Genomic DNA, 17,875 nt, shown 5'->3' on the forward strand with positions numbered 1-17,875 from the left:
GGTCGACCTGTTTCTGGTTTGACAACGGCTGCTCCGCGCATTCGGTAGGGGAACGTAATTCCGACGGAGGGTGGAGGAAACGTGGGCATCATCGCCTGGATCCTGATCGGGCTTCTGGCCGGCGCCATCGCCAAGCTGCTGCTGCCGGGCAAGGACCCGGGCGGGATCATCATCACGATGCTGATCGGTGTCGCCGGGGGTCTGCTCGGCGGTTGGCTGGGGAAGGTCATTTTCGGCGTCGACTCGATCGACGGGTTCTTCGACCTGTCGACGTGGGTCGCCGCCATCGTCGGCTCGCTCATCCTGCTCGTGCTGTACCGAGCCGTCACCGGCGGGCGGCGCTCGCACGCGTAGGGCGGGGCCAGAGGAGCGGGCCGCGGCCCGGGAGCCCCACAGGCGGGGGCACGGAACGGACGTCCGTTCCGTGCCCCCGCTTTCGTCGTGCCGTGCGCGGCTCAGCCGGCGGTCCCGTCGAGCACGTCCTGCACCGACGCCAGGATCTCGGTGACCCGCAGCCCGAACGCCGCGTCGCACGCGTGCGGGCGGCCGGTGCGGGCGGCGGCGAGCAGCGCGTCGGCCGCCCGGGAGAAGGCGGGCAGCGCGCCTTCGGAGCTCTCCGGCAGGGACGTCACCCCGCTCGCGCCGCGCAGTTCGACGGTGGCGCCGGCCGCCGCGGGCGGAGCGGTGAGGCTGAGGGTCAGGGTGCTGGTGGCGCCGGTGGCATGGTCGAGGACGGCGTGCACGGTGTCCTGCGGACCGCGCGCCGCGGCCGCCACGCCCGTCACGTCGCCGAGGACCGGCAGCAGTACGGACAGGGCGTGCGGACCCACGTCCCACAGGGCGCCCTTCTCGCGTCGCCAAGGTGAGGCGGCGAAGGGGCTGTCGGCGCTGGTGAACACCGCGCCCAGCCACTGGGCGCGGCCGACGAACCAGCCTTCGCTCCCGGCCTGCTCGGCGATCCAGGCCCCGGGCCCGGTCTGGAAGCGGGTGGTGAAGAAGACGACCGAGGCGACGCCCGACCGGCGAGCGGCCTCGGCCACGGCCTGCCCCTCGGCGACCGTCGGAGCGAGGGGCTTGTCGAGCAGCAGATGGCACCCCGCCCGCGCGGCACGCACGGCGAGGTCGGCCTGTACCGCCGGGGGCAGCGCGACGGCCACCGCGTCCACCTCGCCGAGCAGGGCGTCCACGTCGTCGTAGGCACGCGTGCCATGACGCTCCGCCAGCTCCTTCGCGGCGGCCGGGCGGCGCCCCCACACGCCGGCGAAGTCCAGCTCCTCGTGCCCGCTCAGGACGGGGGCGTGCACCATCTGCGCCCAGGGGCCGGTGCCGAGCAGTCCGATACGCATGCGTTGCCTCTCCCACGGTCCAGGTCCTGTGAGGACCGGCACGTACGCTGCCGGCCCGGCTGAGAGTGTCACACGGACGGCGCAAGGGGGTACCTCGCGCCGACGCCGGCTCCCCGCGGACGGCCCCCGGGACCGCCACCGACGCCGCCCCACCGCGCGCCGGGACTGGTGACATTGCCGGTGCCCCCGGGCCCGGTCGCCCTCGACAGTGGCACGGCCAGTCAGTCGGCGGCGCCCCGCCGGGTGGGCCCCTGGGCAGCGCGCGGCGCTTCCCTGTGCCCCGGGCGGGCGGCTCGCCACGATCGAGAGGACGACTCGTCGTGCAGCAGCACCCGCGCACCACCCCTGTCTCCACCCCGTCGCCCACAGGCGCCGGCCGCCGTGCGCGCCGGTTCACCGGAGCCGCCGCGGCGATCGCCGCCGTCGTCGGGCTCAGCACCCTCACGGGCCCGGGCGCCCACGCGGCCGACAACCCGTACGAGCGCGGCCCGGCGCCGACCACCGCCGCCATCGAGGCGGTCCGCGGCCACTACGCCGTCTCCGACACCACCGTCTCCTCCCTCGCCGTCAGCGGCTTCGGCGGCGGCACCATCTACTACCCGACCACCACCGCGGACGGCACGTTCGGCGCGGTGGCCGTCTCACCCGGCTACACCGGCACCCAGTCCTCCATCTCCTGGCTCGGCCCCCGCCTGGCCTCCCAGGGCTTCGTGGTGTTCACCATCGACACCCTCACCACGCTGGACCAGCCGGCCTCCCGGGGCCGCCAGCTCCTCGCCGCCCTGGACTACCTCACCCAGCGCAGCTCGGTACGCACCCGCGTCGACAGCAGCCGGCTCGGCGTCATGGGGCACTCCATGGGCGGCGGCGGCAGCCTGGAGGCCGCCAAGTCACGCCCCGCCCTTCAGGCGGCGATCCCGCTGACGCCCTGGAACCTCGACAAGAGCTGGCCCGAACTCACCACACCCACACTGATCGTGGGCGCCGACGGCGACTCGATCGCCCCGGTCGCCTCCCACGCCGAGCCCTTCTACAACAGCCTGCGCGGCTCCCTGGACCGCGCCTACCTGGAACTCAACAACGCCTCCCACTTCGCGCCGAACACGTCCAACACGACGATCGCGAAGTACAGCGTGTCCTGGCTCAAGCGGTTCATCGACAACGACACCCGCTACGAGCAGTTCCTGTGCCCGCTGCCCCGGCCGAGCCTGACCGTGCAGGAGTACCGGGGCAACTGCCCGCACACCTCCTGACCCGGTCGCCGGGGAGCTGTGCCCGTGCACCGGCGGACCTCCGTCCGCCTGGGCGCGGGCACACGCCGTAGGGCCGCTCCGCCGTACGACCGGGCAGGTCACGGGCGCCCGGGGAGGCCGGACGGGCCCGGACGCCCGGCTTCCGCGCCTCGCCGCCCGCCCGTAACGTCACGGGGATGACCGGACAGACGACCGCGACGGCACCCCCGCAGCTGTACGGCCGCCGCTCCCCACTGCACACGGTGCAGGCGCTGTCGGACCGGCTCGGGACGGGCGGCGGCGTACTCGTCGTGACCGGGGAGCCCGGCCTCGGCCGCACCTCCCTGCTCCACCACGCGGCCCGCACCTTCGCCGCCGGGTCCGCCGTCCACGTCCGTACCGACCCGACCACGCCCGGGCGCCCGTACGACGACGTACGGGCCCTGCGGCGGATCGTGGGCGCCCCCGGGCAGGAGGTCACGGCGGACACGGCGGCCGGGGACCTGCTGGACGCCCTCGGCGACACAGCCGCGGGCGCCCCACTCCTCGTCTGCGTCGACGACGTGCACCTCTGGGACCCCGCCTCCCGCGCCGCGCTGGCGGGCGCGGCCCGCCGCCTGGAGACGGCGAGCCGGGTCGGGCTGCTGCTCTCCACCCGCGGTCCCCTCGACCACGACCTGGCCGCGCTGCCGGTACTGCGCCTGCACCCGCTCTCCACGGCGGACGCCGACGCGCTCCTCGACGACGTCACGGGTGGGGCGGTCCCGCCCGCGCTCCGGGCGGACCTCCTGGAGGAGGCGGCGGGCAACCCCGCTCTGCTGCTCGCCCTGCTGCGCCGCCTCTCGCCCGCCGACCTGAGCGGCGAACGGGCCCCGTCCAGGCCGCTGGCCGACGCCGCCGCGCTGACCGGCGTGGTGGGGGAGTGCCCCGGTGGGACGGCGTGGGCCGACGTGGACGACCTGCTCCTGACGGTCGCCGCCGCGTTGCGCGAACCGGACACGGCGGACGTCGACGCCGGCCTCGTGTACCGCGCCCTGAACGGCCCCCCGCCCGGCCGGCACCCGTTGCCCGAGGCCCTCGCCCTGGCCGACGGGCGGTTGCGCTTCCACTCGGGCCTGGTCGGCCGGGCCGTCCACGCCGCCGCGGCTCCCGACCGCCGCCGCGCCGCGCACCGCGCCCTCGCCCGCGTCCACGAGGCCGACGGACACCGGCTCCTCGCGCTGCTCCACCGGGCCTGGGCGGCGAACCGGCCCGCACCACTTCTCGCCGACGAACTGTCCGCCGCCGCGGCGGCAACCCCGGCCTCGCCCCGGCTGCGGGCCGTCGCCCACGTGCGTGCCGCCGAGCTGACGCCGCGGGGCACGCTCCGGGCGGACCGCCGTACGGACGCCGCCGAACAGGCGCTGCTCGCCGGGAACTCCCGGCACGCGCTCCGGCTGCTGCCCGAGCCGCCGGGCGACGCGGCACCGCCCGCCGTACGCGGGCGCGCCGAACTCGTCCGGGGGATCGCGGAGCGGTACGACGGGCCGGTCGCCGACGCCCACGCCTCCCTGCTCTCCGCCGCGCGGCTGCTGGCGGGCACCGCGCCCGAGCGGGCGGCGGCGGCCACGCTGGCCGCCGCCGACGCGGCCTGGGCCGGAGGCCGTATGGCGGAGTGTCACGAGGCTCTGGCCGAGGAGCCCACGGGCGTCGGGTGGCGCCGGCAAGGCCTGGAGTGCGACTACCGCCTCGGCATGCTCGCGGCACTCGAAGGCCGTTTCGAGGCGGCGGCACCCCGCCTGCGCCGCGTGGTCGCGTACGCGCTGAGCGGTGATCAGCCCGACGCCCTGCTGCGGTCGGTGGCCGCCGCCCTGCTGCTCGGCGACCCGGCGGCGGCCGTCCGGGCCGGCACCCGCGCCCTCGCCGCGGCCAGGAACCACGGATCCGCGGCGCTCGAACCGCGCGCCCTGGAGTACCTGGCCTACGCCGAGCTCCGCGCCGGCTGGCACGCCCAGGCCCGGACGCACGCCGAGGAAGGGCTGCGTGCCGCCGAGCGCGGCGGGCAGCGCAACACGGCTGCCCACCATCACGCCGTGCTCGCCCTCGCGGCGTCGATCGAGGGGGAGCCGGACGTCGTCGCCGGGCATGTGTCGGCCGCGCTCACGACCGCCCGCCGCCACGGTCTGGCCCAGGCGGCCACCCTCGCGCACTGGGCCGCGGCCCGGGCGGACCTGGGAGGCGGGCGCCCGCTGGACGCCGCCGACCGGCTCGGGCCGCTGGTGCTTCCCGGCCCCCGGCGTGGTCACTTCGCGGTCTGGATGCTCGCGGTGCCCTGCTACGTGGAGGCCACCGTGCTCGCCGGACGTCCGCAGCAGGCGCGGCCGGTCGTCGCGGACCTCGAAGTCTGGGCCGGACTCGGCGCCGACCCGCACGCGCCTGCCCAGCTGCTGCGCTGCCGCGCCCTGCTGGCCGGGCCGGAGGCTGCCGACGAACTGTACGTGCGCGCGCTGGACCTGCACGACCGCACGGCCGGCGACTTCGAACGCGCCAGGACCGAACTGGCGTACGGGAAATGGCTGCGCCGCCGGCGCCGGCTGCGGGAGGCGCGGGACCGGCTCGGTGCCGCGCTGGTCGGCTTCGAGCGCTGCGGCGCCGGGGTCTGGGCGCGGCAGGCGCGTGGCGAGCTGCGGGCCAACGGGACGGCGCCGAGCGGGGAGCGGCCCGGGGCGCTCGCGCGGCTGACGCCGCAGCAGTGGCGTATCGCGCGGTGCGTGGCCGACGGTGCCACGAACCGGGAGGTGGCCCGCAGCCTGTCGGTGAGCACCCGGACCATCGACTACCACCTGCGCAACGTCTACGCGGCGCTCGGCGTGCGCTCCCGGGTGGAGCTGGCCCGCATCGTCGAACAGGCCGAGAAGTCCGGTGCACGCCTCTAGGGACCGACCGGGCGGTATGTCATTCTTCGGGGCAGCACGAGTAAGCCGCCGGCCACCGCGCGGACCCTCCCCGCCGACCGGGAACCGGCGGACAGCTCTCCGGGTGCGCGCGCCGCCGGCCAACCACCCTGGGGGGAACCGCGATGCAGCAAGCCCTTCGGCCACGAACGGCGTTCCGCAGCGCACCGGGAGCCGTACCGCAGCCGCGGACGCGGCCCGGCCGGTCGCTGATCGACGCCGACGCCCTCCGTGTCCTGCACCGCGCGGCCCGGGTCCTGCTGGCCGACCTGCCCGAGCTGACCGACCGGCTCGTTGCCGTCCTGCAGGACCACGAACCCGCCTACCGGGCCGCCCTGGAGAACGACCCCGGCACGACCTGGCAGGAGGTCCAGCGGTCGCTGCGGCACAGCGTGGCCTCGCTGCTCGACCCGCGCGGCACCCGGGACGCGGCCCGCCGGTGCACCTGGCGGATCGGCGCCACGCGTGCCGAACAGGGCCTGCCGCTGGACGCGTTGCTGCACGCGTTCCGTCTCGGTGGCTCCCTGGTCTGGCAGGGCCTCGTCGAGGAGACCTCACGGACGGCGCCGGAGGACGTACGGCTCCTGGTGCACGTGGCGTCCGACATATGGAACTTCGTCGACGAGCACTGCACCCTCGTGGCCGACGCCTACCGGCAGACCGAGCGGCAGCTGACCTGGCGGCGCGAGAACCGGGTGCGGCTGCTGACCGCCGCCCTGCTCGACGGCGCCGCCCGCATCGCCGACCTGCCCGAGGCCGCCCGCGCCCTGGAACTTCCGGAGCAGGGCCGGTACGCCGTCGTCGCCGTCACCGGCGGCACGGCCGAGGGATGCGCCGACGCCCGCTCCGCGGCGGCCCCCGAGGGTGTGCGCGTGCACTGGCACACGGACGTGGAGGTGGACTACGGCATAGTCCTGCTGGCGGAGGACGACTTCCCCGGACCCCCCGAGCCCCGGCCCGGTGTCCGCATCGGCGTGGGCGGCACCGTCGAGGGCCTGGCCGCGGTGGGCGACGCCCGGCGCCAGGCCGACACCGCGCTGCGGATCTGCCCCGAGGAAGGCGGCACGGTCCGGCTGGCCGAGCACCTCCCCGCGGCCCTGGTCGTCTCCGGCCCGGAACTGGGCACCGCCCTCACCGAGCAGGTCCTCGGCCCGCTGTCCCGCCTGGAGCCGGCCGACCGCGACGTCCTGCTCGACACCCTCACCGCCTGGCTGGACTGCGACGGCTCGGCCCAGCGGGCCGGCCGCCGGCTGTACTGCCACCGCAACACCGTCCTGAACCGCATCCGCCGCTTCGAACAAATGACCGGCCGATCGCTGTCCCGCCCCCGCGACCTGGTCGAGATCAGCCTGGCGCTGACCGCCCGCCGCCTGCTGCGGCCCTGAGCCGCGCGTGCGCCCGCTGGGCAGCCGCACAACCCCCTCGGCCCACGCTTGGGACCCCGCCCCGACCACGCCCCCAGGCCTGTACCGCCCTTCACGGCACATGCTGTCGTGAGCACCCCTTCCCCCCGAAGTCCGCGCCCCCGGGCGCGGATCCGAGGAGTTGTGATGCCCGAAGCACCACCGGACGATCGCGCCGTCCTGCGCGTCGAGGAACTCGACGTGATGTACGGCCGCGCCCTGTCCGCCCTCCGCCAGGTCTCCCTGACGGTCCCGCCGCGCTCGGTCGTCGCCCTGCTGGGCGCCAACGGCGCGGGCAAGTCGACGCTGCTGCGCGCGGTGTCGGGAACCCTGCGCCTGCACCGCGGCGCGGTCACCGCCGGCCGTGTCCGCTACGGCGACACCGCGCTCGACGGCCAGGACCCGGTGGCGGCGGTACGCGCCGGCGTCGTCCAGGTCCCGGAGGGCAGGCGGGTGTTCGCCGGGCTCAGCGTCGAGGAGAACCTGCGCGCGGGCGGACTCGGGCTCGGGCGGCGCAGCCCGGCGCGGGTGCGCGAAGCCCGCGACCGCGTCTTCGCGCTCTTCCCCCGGCTCGCCGAACGCACCGGTCAGGCGGCCGGTCTGCTGTCCGGAGGGGAACAGCAGATGCTGGCCATCGGACGCGCCCTGATGGCCGCCCCGCGCCTGCTCCTGCTCGACGAGCCGTCCCTCGGCCTCGCCCCGCGCATGGTCGAGCGGATCGCCGAGGTGATCCGCGAGATCAACGCCCAGGGCACCGCCGTCCTGCTGGTCGAGCAGAACGCCGGCATGGCCCTGTCGCTCGCCGACCACGCCCACGTCCTGGAGGTCGGCGAGGTGCGCCTGTCCGGCCCCGCCGCGGAACTCGCCCGGACGGACGCCGTACGCCGCCTCTATCTCGGTGAGGCCGCCGGCGAGCAGGGGGCCGCGTGACCACCCGAACCGACCCGCCCGCCCTCGAAGTCCACGACGTCACCGTCCGCTTCGCCGGCCTCACCGCCCTCGACGGCCTCTCCCTCACCGTCGCCCCGGGCACGGTGCACGCCCTCATCGGCCCCAACGGGGCGGGCAAGTCCACCTGCTTCAACGTCCTGTCGGGCCTGTGCCGCCCCGCCACCGGCACCGTCCGGCTCGGCGGCACCGACCTCACCCGGCTCGCCCCCCACCGCATCGCCGCCCTGGGCGTCGCCCGCACCTTCCAGAACATCGTCACCACCGAGGGCACGGTCGCCGACAACCTGCTGCTCGGCCGGCACGCCCTGTCCAGGGCCGGCTTCGCCGCCAGCGCGCTGCGCCTGCCCACCGCCGTGCGCGAACAGCGCGAACACCGCGCCCGGGTCCGTGAGATCGCCGAACTGACCGGACTGGCCCGGCACTTCGACACGCCCGTCGCCGCCCTGTCGTACGGCGACCGCAAACGCGTCGAGTTCGCCCGCGCCCTGTGCCTGGAACCCCAGGTGCTGCTGCTGGACGAGCCGGTGGCCGGGATGAACGCCGCCGAACGCCTGCGCACCGCCGAGGTCGTGCGGGACGTGCGGGCCCGGCTCGGCCTGTCCGTGCTGCTCGTGGAGCACGACATGGGCCTGGTCATGCGGCTCGCCGACGAGGTCACCGTCCTCGACTTCGGCCGCCGCATCGCCCACGGCAGCCCCGAGGAGGTCCAGCGCGACCCGGAGGTGCTGCGGGCCTACCTCGGCACCGGCAACGCCGAGGAGGGCGCCGCATGACCGGGCTGCTCGACCACGTTCTCGGCGGCCTCGCCCTGGGCTCGGTCTACGCCCTGGTCGCCCTGGGCTTCGTCATCATCTTCAAGGCATCGGGCGTGCTGAACTTCGCCCACGGCTCACTGCTGCTGCTCGGCGGCTACCTCACCGCCGTACTCCACGACGACCTCGGCTTCGCCGGCGCCCTCGCGCTCGCCGTCCTCGTCACGGCGGCCGTGGCCGGAGCCGTGGACCGGCTGCTGCTCCAGCGCATCGGCCAGGACCAGCGGGCCGCCCACGTGGCGACCATCGCGACCATCGGCGTCGACATCGTCCTGCTCACCGACCTGGCCCGGCGCATCGGCGGCGACCTGCTCACCCTCGGCGACCCCTGGGGCGACTCGGTGCGCGCGTTCGGGCCGGTGACCGTCGCCGGCAGCCGGCTCGCCGCGATCGCCGTGTCCGCGGTCGTCATCGGCGCGGTCTTCGCGCTGTTCCGGTACACCTCCTGGGGACTGTCGCTGCGTGCGGCGGCCGAGGACGTGGAGGCCGCCTCGCTCATGGGCGTACGGCTCACCCGGGTCCGCATGATCGCCTGGTGCCTGGCGGGCGGACTGGCCGCGCTGGCGGCGCTGTTCCTCGCCGCGTTCCCGGCCCCCGGACTGGAGCGCACCACCGGGCAGATCGCCCTGAAGGCGTTCCCTGCCGCGGTCCTCGGCGGCATGGCCTCACCGGCGGGCGCCCTGGCCGGCAGCCTGCTCATCGGCCTGACCGAGGCGCTCGTCGCGGGATACCAGTCCGATCTGCACGTCCTGGGCGAGGGCTTCGCGGATGTCGCCCCGTACGCCGTGATGGTCCTGGTGCTGCTGGTGCGTCCCACGGGTCTGTTCGGCGCGAAGGGAGCGGTCCGTGTCTGACCTCCTGAAGTGGGGCAGGCTCGCGCTGCCCGTCGTCGTCCTGTGCGCGCTGCCCTTCTACCTGGACGCGTTCTGGCTGCGCATCGGCCTGTTCGCGATGGCCGCGGCGATCGGCGCCGTCGGCCTGAACCTGCTGGCCGGCACGGCCGGCCAGCTCTCCCTCGGGCACGCCTTCTTCCTCGCCGTCGGCGCCTACGGCTACGCCTGGCTCGCGGGCGACCCCGGCCCCGGCCTGCCCCCGGCCCTCGCCCTGGTGCTCGCCGTGCTGCTGGCGGGCGTCGCGGGCGGGCTCTTCAGCCCCGTCGCCGGCCGGGTGCGGGGCATCTACCTCGGCGTCGCGACCCTCGCGCTCGTCTTCCTCGGCCACCACGTCCTGCTCACCGCGGACTCCGTCACCGGCGGCTTCAACGGCCGCTCCGTGACGCCGCTGAGCCTCGGCGGGTTCACCTTCGCCGACGGCGACCCCGAAGTCGTCCTGATGGGCGTGCCGTTCGGCGCCGAGGAACGCCTGTGGTACCTCGGCCTCGCGCTCTTCGCCCTGACCTGGTTCACCGCCCGCGGCATCCTGCGGGGGCGTCCGGGGCGCGCGCTGGTGGCCCTGCGCGACAGCGAGACCGCGGCCGCGGTGATGGGCGTGAACGTGGCCCGCCACCGCTCGGCGGCGTTCGTCGTCTCCTCGATGTACGCGGGCCTCGCCGGGGCCCTGCTCGCCCTCGGCTTCCGCCGTATCGTGCCCGACTACTTCGGGCTCGCCCTCTCGGTCGACTACCTCGCCATGATCGTCATCGGCGGCCTCGGCTCGGTCGCCGGCGCGACCGCCGGAGCCGTCTTCGTCACCGCCCTGCCGCTGCTGATGACCCGTTACGCCGACCATCTCCCGCTGGTCGCCGCACCCGGGTCCGCCGAGGGCGCGGTCGGCCCGACCGAGGCCGCCCGCTACCTCTACGGCGCGGCCATCGTCCTGATCCTGCTGTACGCCCCCGACGGCCTGCGCGGCCTGGCCGCCCGCCTCCGCGTCCGCCTGCGCCGCCGGCCGGTCCTCGCCCCACCCGCAACCGCCGTACGAGCCAAGGAGCACACCCCGTGAACGTCACCCACCCCACCAGGATCCTCCTCGCCTCGGCCCTGTCGGCGCTGCTGCTCGCCACGGGGTGCAGTTCCAAGGCGGACGGCAAGAGCACCGAGGACGGCGCCGACGGCGTCAAGTCCGGGCCGGGAGTCACCGACAAGACCGTCAGACTGGGCGCGCTGACCGACCTGACCGGCCCCTACGCCACCCTCGGCAAGAGCATCGTGCAGGCGCAGCAGATGTGGGCCGACGAGACCAACGCGGACGGCGGGATCTGCGGCCGGAAGGTCGAGATCGTCGTCGAGGACCACGGGTACGACGTGCAGAAGGCGGTCACCGCCTACGCCGACATCTCCGCGGACGTCGTGGCGCTGCCCCAGGTCATCGGGTCCCCGGTGGTCGCCGCCCTGATCGACGACATCGAGCGGGACAGCATGCTGACCTTCCCGCAGGCCTGGGCGGCCTCCCTGCTCGGAAAGGACTCCGTCCAGGTGCTCGGCACCACGTACGACGTCGACATGATCGCCGCCGTCGACTTCCTGGCCCGCACCAAGGGGCTGAAGAAGGGCGACAAAATCGGACACGTGTACTTCGAGGGCGACTACGGCGCCAACGCGCTGGAAGGGTCCACCTGGGCGGCCGAACGCGCCGGGATGACGGTGACCGGCCAGAAGATCAAGGCGACGGACACCGATCTCACGGCGCAGGTCTCGGCGCTGCGCGCGGCCGGGGTGAAGGCCGTCCTGGTCAGCGCCGGGCCCGCGCAGACCGCGTCGCTCGCCGGCGTGGCCGCGGCCCGGGGCCTGCGGGTGCCGATCGTCAGCAGCGCGCCGGGCTTCGCGCCCCAGCTGATGAAGACCCCCGCGGCGAAGGCCCTCGAGGCCATGCTGCACGTGGTGAGCGCCGCCCCGGCCGTCAGTTCCGACCTCCCCGGCGTCAAGGGCATGGTCGCCGCGTACCAGAAGAAGTACCCCGGCGCCCTGGTCGACTCCGGTGTCCTGTCCGGCTACAACGCCGCCCAGCTCATGGGCGCCGACCTGAAGAAGGCCTGCGCGGCCGGCAGCCTCGCCCGCGAGGACGTGGTCAAGGCACACCGCTCCCAGAAGAACGCCGACACCGGCCTCGGCACCCCCCAGGACTTCTCCGACGTCAACAGCCCCGCCAGCCTCGCCACATACGTCCTGCGCCCCGACTCCAAGGCACTGGGCGGCCTGGTGATCGCCGAGGACGCCCACGAGGCACCGGGAGCGGAGGAGTACGTGGCGTCCCTGGGCGGCTGATCCCCTGCCACCGGCCGCCCTGGGCGTGGTCGAGGGGCCGCGCCTGGGCCGACCGGTGGCCGCGGGTTCGGCGGCGGGGGCCCGGCGCCGGTGGCCGTGGGTTCGGCGGCGGGGGTCTGGCGCCGGTGCCGGTGCCGGTGGGTGCGGGGGCGGGTGCGGACGCGGTCACCGTACCCGGGGCCCGCGGGGTCGGCGGTCGCGCCGGGTGCGGCGCGACCGCGGGCCTCGGCCCGGCCGGCGGGGGACCTGACCGGCGTGGCCGGAAGCCGAGTCCCCCGCTGTCCGCCGCCCCGGACTTCCCGATCAGCGCACGCGAGCCGCGTCCGCGCGACGCACTCGGCACCACCTTCCGGGCGCCGGAAGCCACCGGGGCGGCGTCTTCCGCGCCCGGCGAACGAGGCACCGCCCACCCCCCGTCGCCCGTTTCGCCGCAACACGCTGCGCGCGTCCGCAGCGCGTGCGCACGGCCCGGACGCCCGCCGGGTCTCCCGTGCCGCCCCGTTCCGGTTGCCGTCCCGCCGTGATCCGCCGCGGTCCACCTCCGCCCCGGACCTCGTCCTCGTCTCCGGGACCGGCCGAGCAGGACGCCGCCCGGACCGGCGGGGCGCGCCCGGTTCCGGATTCTGCCTCCGGACGGCGTTCTGTTTCGTACTTGGGCTGGCACGGGCCGTGACCGCCTCCCTAGGATGTACTCCCTGTCATGACAGCCGAGTTGGCGCTCGGCGCGAGAGCAGGGGGCTCGATGCACACCGACAAGCCGCTGTCCAAGGAGATCGACGCCGGCGTCCCGACGGCCGCGCGGATGTACGACTACTACCTCGGCGGGAAGGACAACTACGCCGCGGACCGCGCTGCCTGCGAGGAACTCGACAAGGTCGTCCCCAGCACCCGCCGGCTCGCCGTCAACAACCGCCGTTTCATGCAGCGCGTGGTCCGTACGCTCGCCGCCGAGCACGGCATCCGCCAGTTCCTGGACCACGGCTCAGGCCTGCCCACCCAGGACAACGTCCACCAGGTGGCCCAGCAGTACGACCCCACCGCACATGTCGTCTACGTCGACAACGATCCGATGGTGCTGGTGCACGGCCGTGCGCTGCTGGAGCAGGACGAGCGCACCTGCGTGATCCACGCCGACATGCGGGACACGGACGCGATCTTCTCCCACCCCGACACCCAGCGCCTGATCGACTTCTCCGAGCCGGTCTGCGTGCTGTTCAACTCGGTCTTCCACTGCATCCCGGACAGCGACACCGACGGCCCGCAGGCCGTCGTCCAGCGCGTGTCCGAACGGCTGGCCCCCGGCAGCTTCCTGCTGATGTGCCAACTGGTCAGCGAGGACGCCGAGGTCCGCGAGTTCGTCACCAACTTCATGAACGAGGTCACCCAGGGGCACTGGGGCAGGGTCCGTCAGGAGAAGGACGTCGCCGCGCTCTTCGACGGCCTGGAGATCCTCGAGCCGGGCCTCGTGGAGGTGTCGACCTGGCGCCCGGACTCCGAGGTGGCGCCCCGCCAGCTCACCCACGAGTGGATCGAGTTCGGCGGCGTCGCCCGCATCCCGGCCCCCTAGGACCGGCCGTCAGTCCTTCGCGTAGCGCTGCTCCACCGTCTCCTGGAGCAGCGCGAGCGACGCGCGCGGCGTCAGCGCCTCGTCGGCCAGCCGGTCCAGGGCGACGCGGTACTCCTCCGTCTCGTCCCGGTCCTCCAGGAAGTTCGCGCTCCTGATGTGCTCCAGGTAGACGACGTCCGGCAGGTCGAGGCCGTCGAAGCGGAGATAGGTGATCGGGATCGACGGTGCCGACGCGTTGGTCACGTCCAGGGGCACGACCTGCACGGTCACATGGGGCTGCTGGGCCATCTCGGTCAGGTGTGCGAGCTGGTCGCGCATCACGGCCCGGCTGCCCAGTACGCGCAGCAGCACGGACTCGTCGATGATCGCCCACAGCTGGGGCGCGTCCGGCCGCGTCAGCAACTCGGCGCGCCGGGAACGCAGTTCGACCCGCCGCCGTACCTCGTGCGGCGGCGCGACCGGCAGCCCACGCTCCACCACGGCCCGGGTGTAGTCCGGCGTCTGGAGCAGCCCCGGCACGTACTGGATCTCGAACGTACGGATCGAGGCGGCCGCTTCCTGCAGGCCCACCAGCCGGTCGAACCACTCGGGCATCAGCCGCTTGTCGTACCGCTGCCACCAGCCTGGTTCCCCGGCCCGCCGGAGCAACTGGAGCAGCATCGACGCGTCGTACTCCTCCACCTCGTAAAGCTTCAGCAGCGCCAGGACATCGGCCTCGGTCGGAGGCCTGCGGCCCTTGCCGGACTCGATGCGCGACAGCTTCGCCGGGCTGAATCCCAGGGCGCGCGCCGCCTGGTCCTGGGCGAGTCCGGCGTCCTCGCGGAAGCCCGCCAACTGCACGCCGACCAGCATCTTCAACAGAGTCGGAGCGGGCTCCGCACGGTCGAGATAGGGTCGGAGACGAGAGATGCGCTGCGACTCGGCGGACATCGTTGCTCCCTGCGGACCGGCAGAAGTACCCCTCACGCTACCGCACTTCACCGATCCGCAGCAGGCGGAGTCCTCACACCAGGTGGTCGAACTCACCCTCCTTGGCGCCGGCCAGGAACGCCGCCAGTTCGGCCGCCGTGTACACGAGCGCGGGCCCGTCGGGGTCACGGGAGTTGCGCAGTGCGACGCCGCCATCCACCAGCGCGGCCACCTCCACGCAGTTGCCCTCGGCGTTGCTGTGCCGGCTCTTGGTCCAGCGGGCGTCCAGCTTGCTCGCCCGCACTCCGTTCGGCATCACCGACATCACGACCTCCCTCGGTTCACGGTGCTGAGTCCCTACCCGATTCTCGCGCAATTTCTCGTGCAATTGCACGCGGGCGCTGACAGCGTGGATAATAGCCGTGGCGTCAACCCGGCGGCACGCGCCGGATCATGACGTCGCCTCAGAGGAAAGAGCAGGTCGCAAGGCCTGTCTCCCGTCCGACATGACCGCTGCGGAAAGGCCCCACGCCATGCGCACCGCTTCGACGGGACAGCACAGCCACGAGCGCACCGACCGCGACCCGCGGCCGAGCGGCGGAGCGACGCCGCTCCGGGCGCTGGGCGAGGTGCCCTGGCGGGACATCCGCGACTCCACCGGATCCGCGGCCGCGATCCCCCTGCTGCTCAACACCGTCGCCTGGGGCGGCCCCGACGCCGCGGGCCGTGCGCTCGACGAACTGCGCGACCGCATCTGCCAGTACGGCTTCGTGGTGGAGCAGGCCACGGCCGCGACCGTGCCGTTCCTGTGGGAGCTCGCCCAACTGCCCGAGGTGACCTGCCGGCCCCGGATCATCCAGCTGCTCAAGAACATCGCCGACGCCCGGCAGTGGGAGCACACCGCGACGGCCTATCCGAAGCTGCTCAACCACCGCGAGAACCACGTGGTGTGGGAGCGCGCCGCCCGCCGTGCCGTCCACGCGCGGCGCGATGTCCTCGGGCGGCTGATGGCGGAGGAGGACGCCGAGGTCGTCGGCGCCTGCGCCGAACTGGCGCGTTCCCTCGGCGAGTAGCGACCGGGCGAGGTCCCATGCTCCCCGCGTGCGCGCGGGGGGTGAGCGCTTTCACCCACCGCACCGACCGGCCGGCTGTCAGGACGCCGCACGAGGCGCCCGCGGTGCGGCCGGGCGGCCTGAGAGATGAACGGCGAGGGGGCGAGGCTGTCCCGGTAGGCAACGGTATTGCGTCAAATGGGTGTCCAGGGCCAGGAGAGGTGAATGGTCCGCCCCTGTCCGGGCATACGGTGCGCAAAAGTCGAGAGAGGGGCGCCCCGTGCTTGTTCCGGACCCGAAGGCCGTCAGGAAGTTGCTGACCAGGTACGCATCGCTGCGCATCGCCCAGGCGGAGAGCGAGACGTCGACGACCGCACGGGAGTTGGAGGACGTCAGCTACACGCTGTGCGTGATGATGGGCACGACCAGCATCCATGACGCGATCGCCAAGGCGGACGCCCTGCTCACGAGCGGGCGCCCCACCGGCCCGGACGGGGAGAGCGGACTGTCGCTGGCCGTCTGACCCGCAGGCGGTCCAGCGCTGTCACAGCACTGTCCTGGTGGTGCCGTTGACCCGCCGCTGCTCTTCGGCGGCGGGTCTCGCCAGCCACTCGGCGATGGTCCGGGCGATCGGCTGGCCCGTGTCGGCCTCGATGAACCCGAACTGCCCGGACTGGTTGCACTCCAGGAACCACCACGTCCCGTCCGCGTCCTCCACGAAGTCGAAGGCTCCGTAGGCCAGTTCGGCGTCGCGCAGATACGCCCGCACGCCCTCGGCGACCCGCGGCGGCACCTCCACGCAACTCCACGGCGTTTGGTCCGTGGCGAAGCGGACGTCCACCTCGGACGGGTCGGCGTCGGGCGCGGTGGGTCTGCGGGCGGCGTGCAGCCGCTCGCCGACCACGGTGAGCCGGACGTCGGCCCGCTTGGCGATGCGCCGCTGCAGGAGGGTGGGTCCGAAGGCGACCGCGGCGAAGTCGGCGTCGGGGGCCACCCGGCTGGTCGGCACGGCTCTCGGCGGCTCCTGCGGATGCGCGCCCGAGACGGGTTTGACGACCAGGTCGGGGAAGCGATTCGCGAAGTCCCTGGCGGCCTGCGGGAACGTGGTGATGAGCGTCGCCGGCACCGGGAGCCCGCAGCGCTGGGCGAGGCGCAGCTGCCACGGCTTGTGCCGTGCCCGGCGGGCCGGGTCCGGGTGGTTCATCCAGCGCGTGCCCGAGCTGCGCAGCATGCCGTAGAGCGCCTGCGAGGACTCCTCCGTCAGCCATGCGGACGGCTCGGCGACCCGGGTTCCCGCGGCCCCCGGCCGGCGTACCCACACGGACCGCAGGCCGTCCATGCTCACCAGCCGGCCCGCGGACCACAGGTGTCCGCGGAACGACCCGTGCGCATACTCGCCCGACAGGGCGGCACCGCCGATCAGATCGGCGGGATCGAGGCGGACCACCGGCACCCCGGACGCGTTCAGGTGGACCACCACCATGTCCGCGGTGACGTCCTCGTCATTGGTCAGGATCAGTACGGTCATCGTCGACGGCCCGGGGTCAGTCGTCGAAGTGCGTCTTCGAGCCGGCGGTCGAGGTCGTCGTCCCCAGCTCTCTGAGCAGCGCGAGGTCCGTGGCGGCGATCCGCCCGTCGAACAGTACGTTCAACTGCAGGCCGGAGTCGTACGCGTACGGCGTGGCGACGTCCAACTCCGCCGCCGGGCGTGCGTAGTTGAGCGCGAACGGTTGCATCGTCTCTCCCTCTCGGTGCTGCCCCGGTCAGGCCGTCGGCCTGGTGCGTGTGGTGGCGTCTTCCGCTCGATGTCCGGGGCTTCCATGGACTTATACGAATCGAACGGGTGGTTGGTTTCCTTACGCTCCGTGATCGCGGGCGAGTTGGTGGCTCTGAACCTGAGACGGCCGACGGAGTCGGTCGGTTGACTGGTCGTGGGGTCGGGAGCCGCGCACACGTTGCGGCGGTGGGGCGCGTCGGGGCGGTCGCGGGGCGCGTGCCTCGGCCGGCGTCCGGGAGGCGGCGGTGCGGAGTGCGGTGATCCGTCCGGATACGTCAGACGTGTTCGCCGGGCCGGACGGCCTCGGCGGAGGTGCGGTGTGCCCGTGCTGCCGGGGACGTGCGCAGGGTGCGCAGAGCGAGCAGGAGTACGCCGATGTCGTCCAGGTACACCGGATCGGGCAGCAGATCGGCCGGGAGTACGAAGTACGCGACGGCGCCCCAGAACACCCAGCGTGGCCCCGTCGGCAGCCCGGCCCGCCGCAGTCCGCGCCGGGCCCGTACCAGCCGTACCAGCAGCCCCACGGCCGTGGCGAGCAGAAGCGCCGCGACCACGGCGACGACGGCGAGCACTGCTGTCGTGGAATCCACGGGCCCTCCTAGGTCCGGTGCACCGCTACGCGCGTGCCTCTTCTTGGATTCCCTGATACGGCTGCTGTATTGCCTCCGTTGCGGCGTTTGTGCCACTCGG

Annotated in this window: 18 protein-coding genes; 12 read left to right on the top strand and 6 right to left on the bottom strand. The window is 74.1% G+C overall.

Annotated features, from left to right (window positions below):
- Nucleotides 1–81: 81 nt before the first annotated feature.
- A complete protein-coding gene (locus ACGF8A_RS15995) occupies nucleotides 82–354 on the top strand; it encodes a GlsB/YeaQ/YmgE family stress response membrane protein (protein WP_393108430.1) in 273 nt (90 codons plus the stop codon).
- Between the two features lie 101 nt (nucleotides 355–455).
- On the opposite strand, the gene ACGF8A_RS16000 is transcribed toward ACGF8A_RS15995, so the two are convergent.
- Nucleotides 456–1,346 (bottom strand): Gfo/Idh/MocA family protein, encoded by an 891-nt coding sequence (locus ACGF8A_RS16000; RefSeq protein ID WP_393108432.1) that lies wholly within the window; start codon nucleotides 1,344–1,346, stop codon nucleotides 456–458.
- A gap of 320 nt (nucleotides 1,347–1,666) precedes the next feature.
- Here ACGF8A_RS16000 and ACGF8A_RS16005 point away from each other — a divergent pair, with 320 nt between their 5' ends.
- The 9 genes from ACGF8A_RS16005 to ACGF8A_RS16045 all read left to right on the top strand — a co-directional run bounded on the left by ACGF8A_RS16005 (nucleotide 1,667) and on the right by ACGF8A_RS16045 (nucleotide 13,447).
- Complete coding sequence (locus tag ACGF8A_RS16005) at nucleotides 1,667–2,599, top strand: alpha/beta hydrolase (protein ID WP_393108434.1); 933 nt, start codon at nucleotides 1,667–1,669, stop codon at nucleotides 2,597–2,599.
- A 176-nt stretch (nucleotides 2,600–2,775) separates the two neighbouring features.
- Nucleotides 2,776–5,493: a LuxR C-terminal-related transcriptional regulator gene (locus tag ACGF8A_RS16010; protein ID WP_393108436.1), complete on the top strand. Its 2,718-nt coding sequence runs from the start codon at nucleotides 2,776–2,778 to the stop codon at nucleotides 5,491–5,493.
- Between the two features lie 143 nt (nucleotides 5,494–5,636).
- Nucleotides 5,637–6,896 carry a helix-turn-helix domain-containing protein gene (locus ACGF8A_RS16015; protein ID WP_393108438.1) on the top strand — a complete coding sequence of 420 codons (1,260 nt, stop codon included), beginning with the start codon at nucleotides 5,637–5,639 and terminating at the stop codon, nucleotides 6,894–6,896.
- Nucleotides 6,897–7,061: 165 nt separating this feature from the next.
- Nucleotides 7,062–7,844 (top strand): ABC transporter ATP-binding protein, encoded by a 783-nt coding sequence (locus ACGF8A_RS16020; RefSeq protein ID WP_393108440.1) that lies wholly within the window; start codon nucleotides 7,062–7,064, stop codon nucleotides 7,842–7,844.
- Complete coding sequence (locus tag ACGF8A_RS16025; protein WP_393108442.1) at nucleotides 7,841–8,638, top strand: ABC transporter ATP-binding protein; 798 nt, start codon at nucleotides 7,841–7,843, stop codon at nucleotides 8,636–8,638. The genes ACGF8A_RS16020 and ACGF8A_RS16025 overlap by 4 nt, the downstream gene beginning before the upstream one ends.
- Nucleotides 8,635–9,531: a branched-chain amino acid ABC transporter permease gene (locus ACGF8A_RS16030; protein WP_393108444.1), complete on the top strand. Its 897-nt coding sequence runs from the start codon at nucleotides 8,635–8,637 to the stop codon at nucleotides 9,529–9,531. Before ACGF8A_RS16025 ends, ACGF8A_RS16030 begins: the two co-directional genes overlap by 4 nt.
- Nucleotides 9,524–10,618, top strand: a complete 1,095-nt coding sequence (locus ACGF8A_RS16035) for a branched-chain amino acid ABC transporter permease (protein WP_393108446.1) — start codon at nucleotides 9,524–9,526, stop codon at nucleotides 10,616–10,618. Before ACGF8A_RS16030 ends, ACGF8A_RS16035 begins: the two co-directional genes overlap by 8 nt.
- Entirely contained in the window at nucleotides 10,615–11,880 is a 1,266-nt protein-coding gene (locus ACGF8A_RS16040) for an ABC transporter substrate-binding protein (RefSeq protein ID WP_393108448.1), read from the top strand. The genes ACGF8A_RS16035 and ACGF8A_RS16040 overlap by 4 nt, the downstream gene beginning before the upstream one ends.
- Nucleotides 11,881–12,622: 742 nt before the next feature.
- Nucleotides 12,623–13,447, top strand: a complete 825-nt coding sequence (locus ACGF8A_RS16045; RefSeq protein WP_393108526.1) for an SAM-dependent methyltransferase — start codon at nucleotides 12,623–12,625, stop codon at nucleotides 13,445–13,447.
- Between the two features lie 9 nt (nucleotides 13,448–13,456).
- Here ACGF8A_RS16045 and ACGF8A_RS16050 read toward each other — a convergent pair whose 3' ends face one another.
- Nucleotides 13,457–14,377: a helix-turn-helix domain-containing protein gene (locus tag ACGF8A_RS16050; protein ID WP_393108450.1), complete on the bottom strand. Its 921-nt coding sequence runs from the start codon at nucleotides 14,375–14,377 to the stop codon at nucleotides 13,457–13,459.
- 73 nt (nucleotides 14,378–14,450) lie between these two features.
- On the bottom strand, nucleotides 14,451–14,681 hold the full coding sequence (locus tag ACGF8A_RS16055; RefSeq protein WP_393108452.1) for a DUF397 domain-containing protein: 231 nt from the start codon (nucleotides 14,679–14,681) through the stop codon (nucleotides 14,451–14,453).
- 208 nt (nucleotides 14,682–14,889) lie between these two features.
- Here ACGF8A_RS16055 and ACGF8A_RS16060 point away from each other — a divergent pair, with 208 nt between their 5' ends.
- Nucleotides 14,890–15,429 carry a hypothetical protein gene (locus ACGF8A_RS16060; RefSeq protein ID WP_393108454.1) on the top strand — a complete coding sequence of 180 codons (540 nt, stop codon included), beginning with the start codon at nucleotides 14,890–14,892 and terminating at the stop codon, nucleotides 15,427–15,429.
- 259 nt (nucleotides 15,430–15,688) lie between these two features.
- Nucleotides 15,689–15,931, top strand: coding sequence for a DUF5133 domain-containing protein (locus tag ACGF8A_RS16065; protein WP_393108456.1), 243 nt, complete (start codon nucleotides 15,689–15,691; stop codon nucleotides 15,929–15,931).
- A 21-nt stretch (nucleotides 15,932–15,952) separates the two neighbouring features.
- On the opposite strand, the gene tgmB is transcribed toward ACGF8A_RS16065, so the two are convergent.
- From tgmB to ACGF8A_RS16080, 3 genes are all read right to left on the bottom strand, one after another.
- On the bottom strand, nucleotides 15,953–16,936 hold the full coding sequence (gene tgmB, locus ACGF8A_RS16070; protein WP_393108458.1) for an ATP-grasp ribosomal peptide maturase: 984 nt from the start codon (nucleotides 16,934–16,936) through the stop codon (nucleotides 15,953–15,955).
- A 16-nt stretch (nucleotides 16,937–16,952) separates the two neighbouring features.
- Complete coding sequence (gene tgmA, locus ACGF8A_RS16075; RefSeq protein WP_393108460.1) at nucleotides 16,953–17,144, bottom strand: putative ATP-grasp-modified RiPP; 192 nt, start codon at nucleotides 17,142–17,144, stop codon at nucleotides 16,953–16,955.
- Nucleotides 17,145–17,460: 316 nt separating this feature from the next.
- A complete protein-coding gene (locus ACGF8A_RS16080; protein WP_393108462.1) occupies nucleotides 17,461–17,775 on the bottom strand; it encodes a DUF1232 domain-containing protein in 315 nt (104 codons plus the stop codon).
- Nucleotides 17,776–17,875 lie beyond the last annotated feature (100 nt).

This window comes from Streptomyces sp. NPDC047706 (assembly GCF_043204795.1).
In the GTDB taxonomy this organism is placed as follows: Bacteria; Actinomycetota; Actinomycetes; order Streptomycetales; family Streptomycetaceae; genus Streptomyces.

Coding starts and splice junctions, on each gene's coding strand:
- ACGF8A_RS16000 (WP_393108432.1), bottom strand. CDS start 1,346: ATGCGTATCGGACTGCTCGGCACCGGCCCCTGGGCGCAGATGGTGCAC.
- ACGF8A_RS16015 (WP_393108438.1), top strand. CDS start 5,637: ATGCAGCAAGCCCTTCGGCCACGAACGGCGTTCCGCAGCGCACCGGGA.
- ACGF8A_RS16060 (WP_393108454.1), top strand. CDS start 14,890: ATGCGCACCGCTTCGACGGGACAGCACAGCCACGAGCGCACCGACCGC.
- ACGF8A_RS16030 (WP_393108444.1), top strand. CDS start 8,635: ATGACCGGGCTGCTCGACCACGTTCTCGGCGGCCTCGCCCTGGGCTCG.
- ACGF8A_RS16045 (WP_393108526.1), top strand. CDS start 12,623: ATGCACACCGACAAGCCGCTGTCCAAGGAGATCGACGCCGGCGTCCCG.
- ACGF8A_RS16010 (WP_393108436.1), top strand. CDS start 2,776: ATGACCGGACAGACGACCGCGACGGCACCCCCGCAGCTGTACGGCCGC.
- ACGF8A_RS16055 (WP_393108452.1), bottom strand. CDS start 14,681: ATGTCGGTGATGCCGAACGGAGTGCGGGCGAGCAAGCTGGACGCCCGC.
- tgmA (WP_393108460.1), bottom strand. CDS start 17,144: ATGCAACCGTTCGCGCTCAACTACGCACGCCCGGCGGCGGAGTTGGAC.
- tgmB (WP_393108458.1), bottom strand. CDS start 16,936: ATGACCGTACTGATCCTGACCAATGACGAGGACGTCACCGCGGACATG.
- ACGF8A_RS16050 (WP_393108450.1), bottom strand. CDS start 14,377: ATGTCCGCCGAGTCGCAGCGCATCTCTCGTCTCCGACCCTATCTCGAC.
- ACGF8A_RS16020 (WP_393108440.1), top strand. CDS start 7,062: ATGCCCGAAGCACCACCGGACGATCGCGCCGTCCTGCGCGTCGAGGAA.